At 68.8% G+C, this 15,788-nt stretch carries 17 protein-coding genes; 8 read left to right on the top strand and 9 right to left on the bottom strand.

Going from position 1 to position 15,788, the window contains the following annotated elements; translation table 11 throughout:
• A partial coding sequence (locus ACLP25_RS02200; RefSeq protein WP_442467604.1) for a PAS domain-containing protein occupies nucleotides 1-1,334 on the bottom strand: 1,334 nt, incomplete at its 3' end.
• 345 nt (nucleotides 1,335-1,679) lie between these two features.
• Between ACLP25_RS02200 and ACLP25_RS02195 the strand changes: the two genes are divergently transcribed.
• The gene (locus ACLP25_RS02195; RefSeq protein ID WP_442467603.1) at nucleotides 1,680-3,182 is read left to right on the top strand and encodes a hypothetical protein; all 1,503 of its coding nucleotides are present in this window, start codon (nucleotides 1,680-1,682) and stop codon (nucleotides 3,180-3,182) included.
• Nucleotides 3,183-3,216: 34 nt separating this feature from the next.
• Here the strand turns inward: ACLP25_RS02195 and dksA are convergent, their stop codons facing one another.
• On the bottom strand, nucleotides 3,217-3,633 hold the full coding sequence (dksA, locus tag ACLP25_RS02190) for an RNA polymerase-binding protein DksA (RefSeq protein WP_442467602.1): 417 nt from the start codon (nucleotides 3,631-3,633) through the stop codon (nucleotides 3,217-3,219).
• 218 nt (nucleotides 3,634-3,851) lie between these two features.
• Between dksA and ACLP25_RS02185 the strand changes: the two genes are divergently transcribed.
• Nucleotides 3,852-4,274: a universal stress protein gene (locus ACLP25_RS02185; RefSeq protein ID WP_442467601.1), complete on the top strand. Its 423-nt coding sequence runs from the start codon at nucleotides 3,852-3,854 to the stop codon at nucleotides 4,272-4,274.
• 30 nt (nucleotides 4,275-4,304) lie between these two features.
• Here ACLP25_RS02185 and ACLP25_RS02180 read toward each other — a convergent pair whose 3' ends face one another.
• Nucleotides 4,305-5,480 carry a vWA domain-containing protein gene (locus tag ACLP25_RS02180; protein WP_442467600.1) on the bottom strand — a complete coding sequence of 392 codons (1,176 nt, stop codon included), beginning with the start codon at nucleotides 5,478-5,480 and terminating at the stop codon, nucleotides 4,305-4,307.
• Between the two features lie 67 nt (nucleotides 5,481-5,547).
• Here ACLP25_RS02180 and ACLP25_RS02175 point away from each other — a divergent pair, with 67 nt between their 5' ends.
• Together ACLP25_RS02175 and ACLP25_RS02170 are read left to right on the top strand one after the other, a co-directional pair.
• Entirely contained in the window at nucleotides 5,548-6,420 is an 873-nt protein-coding gene (locus ACLP25_RS02175) for a metallophosphoesterase (protein WP_442467599.1), read from the top strand.
• 126 nt (nucleotides 6,421-6,546) lie between these two features.
• Nucleotides 6,547-7,875: an 8-oxoguanine deaminase gene (locus ACLP25_RS02170; RefSeq protein ID WP_442467598.1), complete on the top strand. Its 1,329-nt coding sequence runs from the start codon at nucleotides 6,547-6,549 to the stop codon at nucleotides 7,873-7,875.
• Between the two features lie 12 nt (nucleotides 7,876-7,887).
• Here the strand turns inward: ACLP25_RS02170 and ACLP25_RS02165 are convergent, their stop codons facing one another.
• Nucleotides 7,888-8,304 (bottom strand): DUF1236 domain-containing protein, encoded by a 417-nt coding sequence (locus ACLP25_RS02165; protein WP_442467597.1) that lies wholly within the window; start codon nucleotides 8,302-8,304, stop codon nucleotides 7,888-7,890.
• A gap of 257 nt (nucleotides 8,305-8,561) precedes the next feature.
• On the opposite strand from ACLP25_RS02165, the gene ACLP25_RS02160 reads away from it, so the two are divergent.
• Nucleotides 8,562-9,314: a sulfite exporter TauE/SafE family protein gene (locus ACLP25_RS02160; RefSeq protein WP_442467596.1), complete on the top strand. Its 753-nt coding sequence runs from the start codon at nucleotides 8,562-8,564 to the stop codon at nucleotides 9,312-9,314.
• A 5-nt stretch (nucleotides 9,315-9,319) separates the two neighbouring features.
• Here the strand turns inward: ACLP25_RS02160 and ACLP25_RS02155 are convergent, their stop codons facing one another.
• From ACLP25_RS02155 to ACLP25_RS02135, 5 genes are all read right to left on the bottom strand, one after another.
• The gene (locus ACLP25_RS02155) at nucleotides 9,320-9,988 is read right to left on the bottom strand and encodes an ABC transporter permease (protein ID WP_442467595.1); all 669 of its coding nucleotides are present in this window, start codon (nucleotides 9,986-9,988) and stop codon (nucleotides 9,320-9,322) included.
• A gap of 92 nt (nucleotides 9,989-10,080) precedes the next feature.
• Nucleotides 10,081-10,617, bottom strand: coding sequence for an ABC transporter permease (locus tag ACLP25_RS02150; protein WP_442467605.1), 537 nt, complete (start codon nucleotides 10,615-10,617; stop codon nucleotides 10,081-10,083).
• Between the two features lie 211 nt (nucleotides 10,618-10,828).
• Nucleotides 10,829-11,422, bottom strand: coding sequence for an ABC transporter ATP-binding protein (locus ACLP25_RS02145; RefSeq protein WP_442467594.1), 594 nt, complete (start codon nucleotides 11,420-11,422; stop codon nucleotides 10,829-10,831).
• A 183-nt stretch (nucleotides 11,423-11,605) separates the two neighbouring features.
• A complete protein-coding gene (locus ACLP25_RS02140) occupies nucleotides 11,606-12,283 on the bottom strand; it encodes a GntR family transcriptional regulator (RefSeq protein ID WP_442467593.1) in 678 nt (225 codons plus the stop codon).
• Nucleotides 12,280-13,218, bottom strand: a complete 939-nt coding sequence (locus tag ACLP25_RS02135; protein WP_442467592.1) for an ABC transporter substrate-binding protein — start codon at nucleotides 13,216-13,218, stop codon at nucleotides 12,280-12,282. Before ACLP25_RS02135 ends, ACLP25_RS02140 begins: the two co-directional genes overlap by 4 nt.
• Before the next feature lie 98 nt (nucleotides 13,219-13,316).
• Between ACLP25_RS02135 and ACLP25_RS02130 the strand changes: the two genes are divergently transcribed.
• From ACLP25_RS02130 to ACLP25_RS02120, 3 genes are all read left to right on the top strand, one after another.
• Complete coding sequence (locus ACLP25_RS02130) at nucleotides 13,317-14,303, top strand: fumarylacetoacetate hydrolase family protein (RefSeq protein WP_442467591.1); 987 nt, start codon at nucleotides 13,317-13,319, stop codon at nucleotides 14,301-14,303.
• A gap of 34 nt (nucleotides 14,304-14,337) precedes the next feature.
• Nucleotides 14,338-15,114 (top strand): cyclase family protein, encoded by a 777-nt coding sequence (locus tag ACLP25_RS02125; RefSeq protein ID WP_442467590.1) that lies wholly within the window; start codon nucleotides 14,338-14,340, stop codon nucleotides 15,112-15,114.
• 80 nt (nucleotides 15,115-15,194) lie between these two features.
• Nucleotides 15,195-15,767, top strand: a complete 573-nt coding sequence (locus ACLP25_RS02120; RefSeq protein WP_442467589.1) for a cytochrome b — start codon at nucleotides 15,195-15,197, stop codon at nucleotides 15,765-15,767.
• Nucleotides 15,768-15,788: the final 21 nt, after the last annotated feature.

Genomic DNA, 15,788 nt, shown 5'->3' with positions numbered 1-15,788 from the left:
TCGAGCGCGAACACGATCGCGCTCGCCCCTTCGTCGCTTTCTGGGTCGGCGGCCGAAACGAAAAGGCGCGCCGAACGCGCGGGCTCCGCGCCCTCGAGCGCGACGTTGAGCGGCTCGATCCGGCCTTTGCCCTCGGCGGCGGCCTCTAGCGCCGCGCGCAGACCGCCGTGGTCGCGCTCGGCGACCAGACTGAAAATGGAGGGCTTGCCGTCGCCGCCCGCAGCCCTCAGAGCCGCAGGGGCGAGGCGGACGAAGGCGGCGTTGGGGCGCAGCAGCGCGCCCGACGCCTCGACCTCGGCGATGGCGACCGGCGTCGAGTTGAAGATGCGCGCGAAGCGGACCTCTGCGGCGCGAAGGTCCTCCTCGCCCCTGAGCACGCCGGGCGCGCGGCTGATGACCAGCGACCGCGACGGCCCGGGTGAGCCGTCGCTGGAAAATGAAACCTTGTGGAGAATCCGGGCCGGCAGAACCCGGCCTTGCCGCGGCTTGAGATCGACGTCGAACTGCTGCGTCTTGACCTCGCCGGGCCGCCCGGACATGGTCGCAAGCATGGCGCCGCCGTCGCCGGCGATGATGTCGCCGAGCCTGAGCTGCCCGAGCCCGAATTGGGCGAGATCGTAGTCGAGCCATTCCGCCAGCGTCGCGTTCATATGCACGATCGCGCCGTCGGGCTCGGCCGAGAAGAACCCGGCCGGAGCGTGGTCGAGGTAGTCGATGGCGTGCTGCAGGTCCTGGAAGAAGGTCTCGTGCCGGTCGTGCTCCCGCGTCTCGTCCGACACAGTCCAGACCGAGGCGCCGTCTCGCGCGCCGTCGAGCGGCCGGACGCGGATTCGGTACCACGCCACCGCCTCGCCGGACGGAGGTGGGGCGAGACGCAGATCCTCGCTGGCCGATTTGCCCGACTTGGCGGCCTGCGACAGGCGATAGACCGATTCCGACACGTCGGGCGACCCGGCGAACGCCCGCTCGACGGGCTTCAGGTCCCCGCCGCCCGCCAGGGCGCGATAGGCGGCGTTGGCGTAGACGATGCGCGACTGACGGTCGGTGACGAGGAGGCCGTCGGGGCTCGAATCGGCGATCGCCCTGGCCGTGTCGGAACGCGCTGCGCGCGACGGAAACTGCAACAGACCGAGGGCGAAAAGCAGGAGGCCCATGGCGCCGAAGAAAGCCAGCGCGACGATCGCCCAGTTGACGACCGTGGGTCCGAAGCCGCCGGGAGCGAACCATAAAGCCGCGCCGACGCCGGCCGCCGCCAGCGCAAGAACCGCCAGGACGAGGGGATTGGCCGTCCGCTCGATCCGGTCCACCAGGGGCGGGGGCGGCGTCGAAGTCATTGCCAGGATGGGCCCCAAAGCATCGCGAGAGGTGTGCGCCGAGTCGATCTCCACACGCCTGTGCTACCACGCGCTCCGGCCGATGTCTTGACGAGGCGGGACAGGATCCCGGCGGAAAGACAGCGAAAGCCACAGTTTTCATCGGCCTCATGTTTTGTTATGGTTCGCGCTTGGTTCATTCGGAACCGAGGTGGGCGTCGCGCCGAACCTTCGGGCGCGACGCGCCCGCGGGGTCCATGGAATTGAGAAAACGCGTTCCGGCGCCACGGCTCGGCGGGAGTCGTCGGCGCGTCGAAATGCGGAGGTGTCGCTTGCGCGGTCGGCGGCGCGGGCGAGGGAATCAGCATGCAGTGGTTGAGTGATTTATGGGCCGGCGATAACCGCTTCGTTCAAATCGCCGTCGTGGTGGCTTGCGGAATCGCCGTTCTGGTGGCGCTGGCGATCGTCTATCGGGTGGTGTTCGCCCATCGCCTGCGCGTTCCCGGGGGCCGGACGCGCCAGCCGAGATTGGGGTTGGTCGATGCGTTCAGCCTCGACGGGCAGCGGCAACTCGTTCTCGTGCGGCGCGACAACGTCGAGCATCTGGTCATGATCGGCGGTCCGAACGACGTGCTGCTCGAATCGCAGATCAATCGCGCCCTGGCGACGCCGCGCGAGAATGGGCTGGCCGCGGCCGGTCCGGCGGCGCCGGCGCGCCGGCGGGCCGATCCGGCCGCCGGAGCGCCGCCTTCTGCCGCAGCGGCGCCACCCGCGCCGGCGCCCGTCGCGGCGCCAACGGCCCCGGTCGCGCCAGCCGCGGAGGTCCGTCCGATTCCGATCCGCGCGGTTGCCAAGGAGCACCCGGGGCCCGTCGCGTCTCCGCACCCGGCGCCCGTCACGGCTTCGCACCCGGCGCCTGTCGCGTCTGCGCAGCCGGAGCCCGTCGCGCCCCCGCAGCCGGAGCCTGTCGCAGCGCAGGCGTCGTCCGCCGCAGACAAGGCGGCCGAGATGGCGCAGGCCGTTGCAGCCACTCGCGTCGGCTCGGCGCCGGTGCGCCGCATGATGCCGCCGCCGATCGCGCCGCTCGGCCGCGCGACGGTGACACGCCCGCCCGAAAAGCCGGCGCAATCGCCGCAGCCGCCCCAACAGGCGGTATCGCCCGCCCCGGCGCCTGCGGCGTCGACCCCTGCGCCTCAGCCCGCCGTCCCGCCGGGGCCGGTGGCCGTCACGCCGCAGCCGGCCGCAGGCGGCGCGCACCCGCCCCCGAAGGTCGAAAAGACGGAGCGGCCTGTCCAATCCGTTCTGCCGGTCAAGGCGGAGCCGGCGCCGCATCCTGCGACGCGGGAGGCCGGACCCGTCGCGCCGGGCCACGGCCCGCACGTCGCCGGCGCGCCGCCCGTTGTTAGCCCGGCGGCCGGCGCGAGTCCCGGCCAAGCGCCTCATTCGGACGCTCACGCGCATCCTGCGCGTGTCGCCGCCGCTCCGCCCGCCGTCCACCCGCAGCCCGGCGCGAGTCCCGGCCAACCACCCCATCCGGCCGGTTACGGGTATACCGTGCGTGCCGTCGGCGCGCCGTCCGCCGTCAGCTCGGCGCCCGGCGCGAGACCGGGCCAACCGCCCCATCCGGACGCTCATGCGCATGCTGCGCGTGTCGAGACGCCTGGCGCCGCCCCGCATCCGGAGCCGCCGAAGCCGGGGGCCAAGGCGGAAGTCCGGACGCCCCCGCCGAGCGAGGCCGCGCTGGCTTCTCCGTCCGGCGCGCCAGCGCCCGCGCAGAAACAGCCGCCGAAAGCGGACGATCCGTTCGCGGGACTCGATTCGCTGGAAGCAGAAATGGCGAAGCTGCTCGGGCGGGACAAACCGAGCTGAAACCGCCGGTCCGGCCGGCTCCGCGGCCGGACGGTCAATCGTCGCGGTAGATCTTCTCGCGCCGCTCGTGGCGCTCCTGCGCCTCGACCGAAAGGGTGGCGATCGGGCGCGCGTCGAGCCGGCGTAGCGAGATCGGCTCTCCGGTCTCCACGCAATAGCCGTAGGAGCCGTCCTCGATCCGCCCGAGCGCGGCTTCGATCTTGGAGATCAGCTTGCGCTGACGGTCGCGGGCGCGCAACTCGATCGCGCGGTCGGTCTCCGACGACGCGCGGTCGGCGATGTCCGGGTGATTCTCGCTCTCCAGCTGGAGGGCGTTCAGCGTGTCGCGGCTCTCGGCGAGAATCGATTCCCGCCACGAGATCAGCTTGCGTCGGAAATAGTCGCGCTGTCGCTCGTTCATGAACGGTTCTGCGTCCGACGGCTTATAGCTTTCAGAGCCGAAATCGTTCATCCGTGATCCCTGTCCCCGATGGATTTTGGCGGCCTTATAGCGACACCCGGGCGAAGGAACAATGACTATCGTCTAATCGCGGCGCTCGTCCGCGATCACGAGCCGGAGAAGGCGGGGACGGAGCATATTGCCGCAGGCGGCTTGCAAGACGGAGGCGCGCGCTTCACCTTGCCATCGGGATTCGCTACCGCGCGCGTGAATCCGAGTGGAGACTATTCATGTACAAACGCATCATTCTCGCCGTCGACCTCGCCGAGACGTCGACGACGCCAAAGGGGCTGGCCGAGGCGCTTGAGCTCGCCAAGGCCTGGGGCGGCGATTTGAGGCTTGTCAACGTGCAGCCGGTGGTGCCCGCGACCTTCATGGAATACGTGCCCGCCGACTTCGACGCCGAGCAGACCAAGCGGGCGATGGAGGCCTTGAACGAAATGATCGCGGGCATCGACCTGCCGGCGGCGCGCAAGAGCGGCGCCGCGCGGGCCGGCGGCATCTACCACGAGCTCCTGCAAGAGGCGACGGACTGGAACGCCGACCTGATCGTGGTCGGCTCGCACCGCCCGGTGATGAGCGACTACCTGCTCGGATCGAACGCCAAGACGATCGTCCGTCACGCGCAGTGCTCGGTGCTCGTGGTGAGGTGACGGCGTAACCGGGGCCTCGCCTCAGGGCGATCAGGCGGCCAGCGCCTTCATCGCCGCCTCGACGCCGTCCGGCGTGAGCGGAAACATGCGCCGCTGGAAGATGTCTGCGATCATCTGGGTCGACTGCGAATAGGGCCAGTGCTGTTCGGGAGTCGGGTTGATCCAGACCGTGCGCGGCCAGGTCGCGATCGCCCGTTCCAGCCATACCCGGCCGGGCTCCGGATTGAGGTGCTCAACCGAGCCGCCCGGCGAGACGATCTCGTAGGGGCTCATCGACGCGTCGCCGACGAAAACGACGCGGTAATCCCGACCGTAGGAATTCAAAAGGTCGCGGGTGCCGATCCGCTCCTCGTACCGGCGGCGGTTGTTCTTCCACACGCTCTCGTAAAGGCAATTGTGGAAATAGAAGTGCTCGAGCCGCTTGAACTGGCTCTGGGCGGCGGAAAAGAGGTGCTCCGCCGCCTCCACGTGCCAGTCCATCGAGCCGCCGACGTCGAGAAACAGCAGCACCTTGACCGCGTTGCGCCGCTCGGGGCGCAGCTTGACGTCGATATAGCCCTTGTCGGCGGTCGAGCGGATCGTGCCGTCGAGGTCGAGCTCGTCGGGGGCGCCTTCGCGGGCGAAGCGCCTGAGACGCCGCAGGGCGAGCTTGATGTTGCGGGGCCCGAGTTCGGCGTCGCCGTCGAAATCCTTGAACTCCCGCTTGTCCCATACCTTGATCGCGCTGCCCCGCCGGCCTTTGTCCTGGCCGATCCGCAGCCCTTCGGGGTGGTCGCCGTAGGCGCCGAAGGGCGAGGTCCCGCCGGTGCCGATCCACTTCGAGCCGCCCTGGTGGCGTCCCTTCTGTTCGGCCAGACGCTGGCGCAGGGTCTCCATCAGCTTGTCGAAGCCGAGCTTCTCGATCTCGGCCCGCTCCTCGGGACTGAGAAAACGCTCCGCCATGCGGCGCAGCCACTCCTCCGGCAATTCCTTCGCCTCGACCGCGGCGGCGACCGACAGCACGCCCTTGAAGGTGGAGGCGAAGACGACGTCGAACCTGTCGAGGTTGCGCTCGTCCTTGACCAGAACGGCGCGCGACAGACGGTAGAACTCGTCGACCGACCTGTCCGCGAGATCGCCCTCGAGCGCGCGCATCAGATCGAGATATTCGCGCGGCGTCACCGGGACTTGCGCCTGCCGCAGGTTGGCGAAGAAGGTCAGGAACATCGAAACAATCCTAGCGCGCGGCGCGAGGGGCGTGCAATGCTCGCGCCGGGGTAGGGGAAGGGACCTGATGGCTGCTGTTGTCGATCGAAAGACTTTCGCCCTGCCGCGCGCCGTCGCGCCGGACGCGGAAATCTTCGCGGTCGGCGATATCCACGGCCGGCCGGACCTGTTGCACGCCCTCATCGACGAGGCGACGCGCGAGCCGCGCAGGCGGGAGCGCCGCATTCTGGTGTTCCTCGGCGATCTCGTCGATCGGGGTCCCGACAGCCTCGGCGCGATCGATCTGGCGGTGGAAGCGGGGGCGCGAATCGGCGCGGACGAAGAGATCGGGCTCATGGGCAACCACGAGGCGATGATGCGGCTCGCCCTCGATCCCCGTACGCCGTGGGAGGACGCGCTGGACGCGCTGGAAGGCTGGCTGCGCAACGGCGGCGGCGCCGTGGTCCGGCAGTTCGCCGACTTCAAGGTCGAACCGGTCGGGCCGGAAGAACTGCTGACCGTCATCCGCGTCGCGCTGCCCGACCGGATTCGCGTGTGGCTCGAGAGTCTCGGCGCGCACTGGCGTTCGGGGGGAACGCTGTTCGTCCACGCCGGCGTCAATCCCCATGTCGATCTCGAAAGCTTTCTCGCCTTGCCCTGGAACACGCCGCTCGCCGAGGTCGACGAGGACATGCATTGGGCCTGGGTGCGCTGGCCGTTCCTCGAAGCGTCGCCGGCGCCGGGGGGCTTCAGCGGGTATTTCGTCGTTCACGGACACACGCCGAACGACGCCCGGCGCAATCCCTCGCATGACGAGCAGATTCGGAATTTCCGCCTCAATCTGGACGCCGGCTCCGGGAAGACCGGGTTCGCGAAGATGGGCGTGTTTCGCGGCGCCGAGGTCAAGGTGCTGACCGCGCTCGGCCCGACGAACGCGATGCTGAACAACGGTTTCGCCTGATCGGGCGCCGCTCTCTCCGCCCGCGCCGTCGGGTCTGTTCGGTTGACAGCGCGGGGGAGGGCGCATTGACAGGAGCCATGTGCGGTCCGCAATGGGACTGCCGGAAGACGCGGGGGCGAAGACTTCATGCGGATCTGGATCAAGGATCCCTTGGCGATTTTCGCCGCAGGCGCGGAGCGCGGCGTGGTCGTCGAGGGGTCGCGGATCGCCGAGCGGGTCGGCCGGGGCCAGACGCCGGAGCGAATCGACGCCACCTACGACGCGTCGCGCGCGGTGGTGCTGCCCGGCCTCGTCAACGCGCACCATCATTTCTACCAGACGCTGACCCGCGCCCATCCGCAGGCGATCAACAAGAAACTGTTTCCCTGGCTCGTTGCGCTTTATACGATCTGGTCGCGGCTGAAACCCGCTCATCTGCGCCTCGCGGTCCGGATGGCGCTGACCGAATTGCTCCTTTCGGGCTGTACGACAGCCGCCGACCACCATTATCTCTATCCGGCCGGCCTCGAGGACGCCGTCGACATCGCCGTCGAGGAGGCGCTTCGCCTCGGCGTGCGCATGACGGTGTCGCGCGGCTCGATGAACCTGTCGGCCAAGGACGGGGGCCTGCCGCCTGACAGCGTGGTGCAGGACGAGGAGACGATTCTCGCCGACGGCGAGCGTGTCCTGAAGCTGTTCCACGACCCGAAGCCCGGGGCTCGGATCCGCATCGCGCTCGCGCCGTGCTCGCCCTTCTCGATCTCCAAGGACCTCATGACCGAGAGCGCGCGGCTCGCCGAGCGATACGACTGCCAGCTTCACACCCATCTCTGCGAGACCGACGACGAGGAGCAGTTCTGCCTCAGCATGTATGGCCTGAGGCCGGTCGATCTTTTGGAGGAGACCGGCTGGATGTCGAGCCGGGTCTGGCTCGCGCACGGCATCCACTTCAACGCCGAGGAAATCGCGCGGCTGGGACGGGCGGGAGTCGGCGTCTGCCATTGCGCGGCGTCGAACATGGTGCTGACGTCGGGCGTCTGCCGGACTTGCGAGCTCGAGGCGGCCGGGGCGCCCGTTGGGCTCGGCGTCGACGGCTCGGCCTCGAACGACGCCTCGAACATGATGGAGGCCGTCCGCCACGCGCTGATGATCGGCCGCCTGCGCTACGGAGCCGACAAAATCACGCATCTCGACGTGCTGCGCTGGGCGACCGAGGGCTCTGCGCGCTGCCTCGGCCGCTCCGACATCGGAACGATCGTGGAAGGGCGCGAAGCGGACCTCGCGCTGTACACGCTCGACGAGCCGCGCTTTTCGGGCGCCCACGATCCGCTGGCGGCGCTGGTCCTGTGCGGCGCGCACCGCGCCGACCGGGTCATGGTCGCCGGCGAATGGCGGGTCGTCGACGGCATGCCGGTCGGGCTCGATCTCGGCGGCCTGATCGCCGAACACAGCGCCGCCGCGAGGGATTTCGCCTAGAAGTCGGGGCGGCTAGTCCGAGAACTGAACGATCTGATGGCTGTTCGTATCGACAATCGCGTTGCGGCCATTGACGATCGCGCGGCCATAGCCGGGGCGATCGGGCATGGGGGCGGCATCGACGCCTTGCGGCAGCGCCTGACCCACTGCGGCTTCGCCCGGCATGGTCACGTTCGGAACACTGTCCGATGTCGCGGAGCTTGGCCCGATGATCGTGGTCGGGAGGGATGCCGGGGCGACCGACTGCGGCGGGGCATAGACTCCGCGCAATTGGCCCGGCGCCGACTCGGGAGGGCCGTAGACTCCGCGCAAACCGCCAGTCGCCGACTCCGGAGATCCGAAGGCGCCCTGAAGCGTGCTCTTCTGTTGCGCATGGCCCACGGACGCTACGACCAGCAAAACGACGAGCGAAAGAACAGAACGGCGCATGAAAGGCTCCTCATAACGGTCCGTTGCTTCCAATCCGGATCTTAGCAGGCGCCGTCGACGAATGCGATCAGCCGCAGAGCGATGGTCTTTGCGGCCTATCGTTCGCCGCCCGCCGGGTGTGGCGGGACGGTTCGCAAACGCTTTTCCTCCTGCTAAGGAGATCGCTCGCTGCGCTCTTGCAATTCGGATCGCCGGCCGATCGCCGACTTGGCGAATCCCAAAAGCGCGCGGTCCCTCCCGGCGGCCTGGATGAACAGTTGACCGCGTCGCTCATCATTCTCTTCCTCGCCTCGATCTGGGCCGGTGCGCAGAACGCGCTGGCGGGCGGGGGCTCGTTCATTACCCTGCCGTCGCTGATGCTGACGGGCATGGACGCGCGCGCGGCCAACATCACCTCGTGCGTGGCGCTGTTTCCTGCCCAGCTCGTCATGGGCTACACCGGACGCGCGGACGCCAAGGCCCCGCCCGGCCTGCCGTTCGGCGCGTTGTTCGTCATCAGCCTCGTCGGCGGCGCGATCGGCGCCGGCGTGCTCATCTGGACGCCTCCCACGGTGTTCGCCAAGCTCGTTCCCTGGCTAGTGCTGTTCGCGACCGTCGTGTTCGCGTGGGGCGGCTTCTTCCGCAAGCCGCCGAAGCCGGGCGAGGCGCATCACCTGCCGCCGTGGGGCGAGGCGATCGTACAGTTCTTCATCTCGATCTACGGCGGCTATTTCGGCGGCGGCATCGGCCTCTTGATGATGGCGTCGCTGACCATGGCCGGCCTCGCGGTGCGCAACGCCGGCGCGACCAAGAATGTGCTCGCCGGCGTGATGAACGCCTCGGCGGTGGCGATCTTCATCTCCTTCCCGGACGTCCACTGGCTGCAGGCCGGCGTCGTCGCCGTCGGCGCCTCCTTCGGCGGCTGGGCGGGCGCGCTCATGCTGAAGACCGTCAACGAAAAGCTTCTCAAGCTCGGGGTCGTCGCGATCGGCGTCGCGCTGACGATCGGGCTGTTTTGGCAGGCGGCCTGACGGGATCAGCGCGCCGACGGGGCGCGCCATCGCAGCGCGCGGGCCTCGACGACGGACAGCCCCGCGTTGGCGACGACCCCGATCGCGCCGAGGAGGGCGACGCCGGCGAAAATGTCCGCCGATTTGTATGCGCGCGCGGCGAGCAGCACCCATTGTCCGAGTCCGTCGAGCCCCGCGATCATCTCGCACACGACCGCGAGGATCAGCGACACCGTGAGTCCGAGTCTCAACCCGGCGAGGATGTCCGGCGCAGCGGACGGCAGCGAGATTTTCACCACGCCCTGCCAGCACGTGAGCCCGAGGACGCGCTCGACCTCGACGAGCCGCGGCTCGATCGCGGCGAAGCCGTGGATCGCTGCCAGCAGCACCGGCCAGATCGAGCCGAAGGCGATGACGCCGAGCGCCATCTGCGGCGTCAGGCCGAAGAGCGCGATCGCCACGGGAATGACTGCCGACGCGGGCAGGGGGCGCAGGAATTCGAGGGTCGGCGCGATATATTCGCGCGCCGCCTTGGACGATCCGATCAGCGCGCCAAGGGCGACGCCGGCGATCGAGGCCGCGGCCCAGCCGCCGAGCATGTGGCTCACGGTGCCGACGAGTTTCGCGCCCAGATCCGACTGCGAAAAGCCATGCTCAAGCGCCGTCCAGACCCGCGCCGGCGTGGGCAGGAACACGGGCGAGACGAGTTTCAGCGCCGCGATCTCGCCCCAGAGCGCGATCAGCGCGGCGACGACCGCGAGCCCCGCAAGCCGCTAGCCGAGCGCCCTCACCGCGCCGCCTCGACTCGGCCGGCCTGACCGAACAGGCGATGCTGCGCAAGAATGAGCAAAACGTTGAGCGCGTAGCCAACGACGCCGATCCAGGCGACGTAGGCGAGCATGAGAGCCGGCCGCAACGCCTGGCCCGCCGTCATCGCCTCGTAGCCGAGGCCCTGCGGATTGACGGCGATCTCGACCGTCACTGCGACGACCAGCGAGACGCCGGCGGCCAGCCGGAACGCCACGAAGATGCGGGGCAGGGCGGCCGGGGCGACGATCTTGAGCGTCTCCTGCAACGGCGAAAGGCGCAACGCGCGCGCAACCTCGATCAGGCGCGGCTCGACCCCGCGCACCGCCGCGCGCGACAGGATCAGAAGCGGCCAGAAACAGGCGACGGCGACGATCGCGATCTCGAGGCTGTAGCCGAAGCCGAGCGCCACCAGCGCGATCGGGATCACCGCGACCGAGGGAACCGGCCGAAGGAGTTCGAGCGCCAGTTCGAGGAGCCGGTCCAGCGTGCGGATGGACCCGAGCGCGAGGCCCACCGCCAAGCCGAGGCCCGCGCCGACGAGAAGTCCGGCGAAGGCGGAAATGAGCGTGTCGCGCGTGGCGGCGAGAAGCGAGCCGTCGCGAAGGGCGTCGAGAAAGGTGGCGAAGATCTCGGAGGGCGGAGCGACGGAATCGCTCGGGCCGCCGGCGCGCGCGCCGATCTCGGCCAGAATGATGAGGACAACGGGGAAGACGCCTTCGCCGCCTTCATGTCCGCGCCCCGGAATCGCTGGCGTAGATGAAGTCGTAAAGCTTGTGGCGAAGCCGCAGGAATTCCGGGCTTTCCCGGGTCGTGACCTGGTTGCGCGGCCGCGGCAGGTCGACTGCGATCTCGACGCCCACCCGGCCCGGATGCGGCTTCAGCCCGATCACGCGGTCGCCGAGATAGATCGCCTCCTCGAGATCGTGGGTGACGAAGAAGATGGTCGCGCCGGTTCCGCGCGCGATGTCGAGCATCTCGTCCTGGAGCGTCTGGCGGGTCATCGCGTCGAGCGCGCCGAACGGCTCGTCCATCATCAGGGCGGCCGGCTCCTGCGCCAGACAGCGGGCGATCTGCAGCCGCTGCTGCATCCCCCCCGACATCTGCGACGGATACTTGTCGGCGAAGGCGGCGAGCCCGACGCGTTTCAGCAGCGCCGCGATGCGGTCGCGACGCTCGGCGCGCGGCGCGCCCATCGCCTCCAGCGCGAGCGCCACGTTCCCGGCTGCCGTGCGCCATGGCAACAGGGCCTTGGAATAGTCCTGGAAGACGATTGCGACGTCGCGGCGCGGGCCCCTTACCGGCGCGCCGGCGAAGGTCACTTCGCCGCGCGTCGGCCTGATAAGGCCGGAGGCGACCCTGAGCGCGGTCGTCGGAGCCGGAGGAGCCGACCATGCAGACGACCTCGCCCCGCCGGACGGCGAACGACAATTTGCCGAGCACGAGGTGATCGCCGAAGGCGAGGTCGACCTCGCGGAATTCGATCAGCGCGGGTTCGGAGCCGTTCACGCGTCCGGGCTCGCGGCTTCCGGATAGACGAGCGCGAGAGTCGAGGCGATGTGCGCCTCGGCCAGCGCCTGGGCGCGCTCGGTCGCGCGTTCGATCGCCGCCTCCGCGAGGATCTCGTGGCTTTTGACGAACTCGCCCGGATTGGTGAAGGCCGCCATCATCAGGCGCCGGTAGCGATAGGCCTCGTCGTAGAGGCGGGCGCAGGCGGCGATGAGCCGGGGGGAGCCGCAGGCGGCGAGGAGGGACCCGTGGAACCGCTTGTGCAAGGCGTCGAACGCAGGCTCGCCCTCGCCGAAACCCTTGGGATTCTCGGCGATGTAGCGCTTGAGTTGATGCAGCGCGCCGACAATCGCCCCCTCCCAGGCGCCGTCGCCGGCCAAGAGGCTGAGCCGGATAGCCTCGCGCTCGAGTACGCTGCGGATGCGCACGATGTCGGCGAGATCCTGGCGCGAGATCGACTGCACCCGGAACCCGCGCTTGCCGATGGCGTTGACGAGGCCGCGGGCGGCGAGCCGCGACAGCGCCTCGCGCAGGGGCGTCGCGCCCACTCCGTATCGCGCCGCCGTCTCCGCGATGCCGAGGCGGCTGTCCGGGGCGAGCGCGCCGGCGAGAATGTCGGCCTCGATCCTCTGAGCGGCGCGGTCGGCGAGCGTGTCGGCGTCCTCGTGGGTCAAGGCAGGACCAGCTTGTCGAGGTCGGGCGTTCCCTGCAGCATGTCCTGCTGCTTCATCGTCTCGATCCACCAGGCGAGGTCCGAGCCCTTCAAATCCGGCTTGGCGAGGTCGGGCTTCGTCAGCCGCACGAGGTCGATCGGCATCTTGGTGAACTTGGCGATCGACTGGCTGGCGGCCTCGCGGTCGGAATTGACAATCGGCGCCGCCTCCGCGATCGAATCGCGGAACGCCTTGATGACGTCCGGATGCGCCTCGGCGAACTTGCGCGAAGCGGCGTAGAAGATGATCGGATCGGCGCGGGCGAGGTCGGCGGCGTAAAGCGCTGCGACGTCGCCGTTGCCCGCCGCCTTGATGCGGGTGACGAACGGCTCCGCCGTCAAGACGGCGTCGACCGAGCCAGACTTCAACGCGTCGTTCATGGTTGGAAACGTCACTTCGACGAAGTTCACGCTCTTGGGATCGACGCCCTTCTCGATCAGCCACTTGCGGAACAGGACGTGAAGAAACGCGCCGATCCCGGGCGCCCCGACCTTCTTTCCGACGAAGTCCTTGGGCTCCTTGATGACGACGCCCGTCCGGGCGACCGCCGCGATTGTCTTGCTTTCAGCCGGATCCATTACCGAGGCGCCGGCGACCGCGACGAGATCGAGGCCGCCGTCGACCGCCTGCAGGAAGACCGGCGACGTCGGTCCGCCGATCTGGATCGAATCCGACACGATCGCCGGCGGAATGTTGGTGTTGATGCCGATCAGCGCGACGTCGGCGTCGAGGCCGTGCTTGGCGAAAATGCCCTGATCGCGCGCGACCATGGCGGAGGCGCAGTCGCTGGTCGCGGTGCAGGCGATCTTGAGCTTGAACGGATCGGCGAGGGCGGTATCCGCGACGAGGGTGAGGGCGGAGGCGGCGACGAGAAGCGAAAGTCCGCGAAGGGTCATGGGTTTCCTCTCCTCCGGCGCGTGGATCAGCGCCTCTTGATTATCGATAAAAACTAGGATCGTATACAAACGAGCAAAAGGCAAGGGAGGATCGCGCGGTGAAGCTGACGACATATCGGGCGGGAGGCGGGGATCGCGTCGGCGTCGTGGACGTGGAAGGCGGGCGCCTCTTCGATCTCGCGGCCGCCGCGGCGCGGGCCGGCGTCGACGCCGCGCCCTTCCAGTCCATGCCCGCGCTGATCGACGCCGACGACGCCGGCCTCGACCGCGCCCGCCTGCTCGTGGCCGCTCGCGGCGTGGACGCCGACCTGTGGGTCGACCTCGCCGGCGCCGAGCTTCTCGCGCCGCTGCCGGAGCCGCGGCAGATGCGCGATGCGATGTCGTTCGCCCTGCACATCCGCCAGGCCGGCCGGGGCGGAAAAGCCGTTTACGCCATGCGCTCGGGCGGCCTCGAAGCCTTCAACGCGGTGATGCAGGAGCCGCTGGAAGACCTGCCGGCGGTCTATCGCGAGCTCCCGATCTACTACATCACCAACCGGCTGACAGTCGTCGGACCGGGAGCGACCGTCCATTGGCCGCGCTACAGCCAAGTGATGGACTACGAGCTCGAGGTCGCGATCGTCACCCGCCGCACGCGCGCGAACATTCCGAAGAGCGAGGCCGGCGCGCACATCTTCGGCTACACCATCTTCAACGATTTTTCCGCGCGCGATCGCCAGACGGTCGAGATGCAAGGCCGGCTCGGTCCGGCCAAGGGCAAGAGCTTCGACGGCTCGAACGTGCTCGGCCCCTGGATCGTGACTCCGGACGAGATCGGCGATCCCCAGACGCTCGAGGTCGAGGTCCGCGTCAACGGCGAGACGCGCGCCAAGGGCGAAACGAAGGACATGCTCTTTTCCTTCGAGGAGCTTCTCGCCTACGCCTCGGAGGACGAGACCATTCACGCGGGAGAAGTGTTCGGCTCCGGCACCGTCGGCAACTGCTGCGGGCTGGAGATCGGGCGTTTTCTCGAGAGCGGCGACACGATCGAGCTTTCCGTCGACCGCATCGGCGTGTTGCGCAATACGGTGCTGCGCCAGGGCTGAGCCCGGCGCGCAAGACCTTTCAAGGGAGGACGTAATGGCTCGCCGCATGATCGACATCTCCGTGCCGCTGCAGAACGATGTCGCGGCCGACCCGCCCGGGCACGGGCCGAGGATCGAGTACATCGACCATCAGCAGAGCCTGCCGCAGATCCTGCCGTTCTTCCCTGGCCTCAAGAAGGAGGATCTGCCGGATGGGCAGGGCTGGGCGGTCGAGCGCATCCAGCTTTCGACCCACAACGGCACGCATCTCGACGCGCCCTGGCATTATCATCCGACCATGAACGAGGGCGAACGCGCCTGGACGATCGACGAAATCCCGCTCGAATGGTGCTTCCAACCCGGAGTGAAGCTCGATTTCCGCCATTTCGCCGACGGCTATGTCGCGACCGCGGCCGACGTCGAGGCCGAGCTCAAACGGATCGGCCACGAGCTGAAGCCGCTGGAGATCGTCGTCGTCAACACCAGCGCCGGGGCGAAATACGGCCGCCCCGACTATGTCGCCTCCGGCTGCGGCATGGGCGCCGAGGCGACGCTCTACCTCACCGAGCGCGGCGTCCGCGTGAACGGGATCGACGGCTGGAGTTGGGACGCGCCCTTCGTCCATACCGCGAAGCGCTACGCGGAGACGCACGACGCGTCGATCATCTGGGAGGGCCACAAGGCGGGCCGGCGCATCGGCTACTGCCATATCGAGAAGCTGCACAATCTCGAAGCGCTGCCCTCGACCGGCTTCATGGTGTCCTGCTTTCCGGCCAAGATCGAGCGCGCCTCGGCCGGCTGGACTCGGGCGGTGGCGATCATCGACACGTGATCGCGTGCGACGACATGCGGTCTTGAGATTGTCGGGATTGCGGGCAATGACACGGCGTCTCCGTCAATGGACGCCGCGTCATGAAGAGCTATCGCCCGTCGCAGTTCGTCGCCGTCTACCATCCCCTCGTGCGCACGCTGCACTGGCTGATGGCGCTTCTGATCTTTGGCGCGCTCGGGCTCGGCGTGTGGTCGACGCAGTTGCCGCGCGGGGACGCGCGCGGCGAGGTCCTGTTTGTCCACAAGTCGATCGGCGTCGCAGTGCTGGCGTTGATTGTCCTCAGGATCGTCGCGCGGCTCGCCGGGTCGCCGCCTTACGCCGTGGCGCTCGACCGGCTCGTGCACGCCAGCGCCCAAGCGGCCCATGGCCTGCTTTACCTGCTCATGATCGCGTTGCCGGTCAGCGGCTACGTGATGTCGAGCGCAGGCGGACACGATGTGTCGTTCTTCGGCCTTTTCACGCTGCCGCCGCTCGTCAGTCCGGACAAGGCTCTGGCGGCCTCCGCTGACGAGGCCCATTACGTCTTTGCCTGGGCGATCGGCGTCGTGCTCGTCCTGCATCTGGCCGCGGTGGTCTGGCACGGGTGGCTCAAGCGCGACACCGTGCTGACGCGCATGTGGCCGCGCTTCCAGCCCTCCGCCCGCGCGCGCTGAAGGGGAGGGCGCATCCCGACC

The sequence above is a fragment of the Roseiarcus sp. genome, from assembly GCF_052145395.1.
Taxonomy (GTDB): domain Bacteria; phylum Pseudomonadota; class Alphaproteobacteria; order Rhizobiales; family Beijerinckiaceae; genus Roseiarcus.
This window is presented reverse-complemented; position numbering and strand designations above follow the sequence as displayed.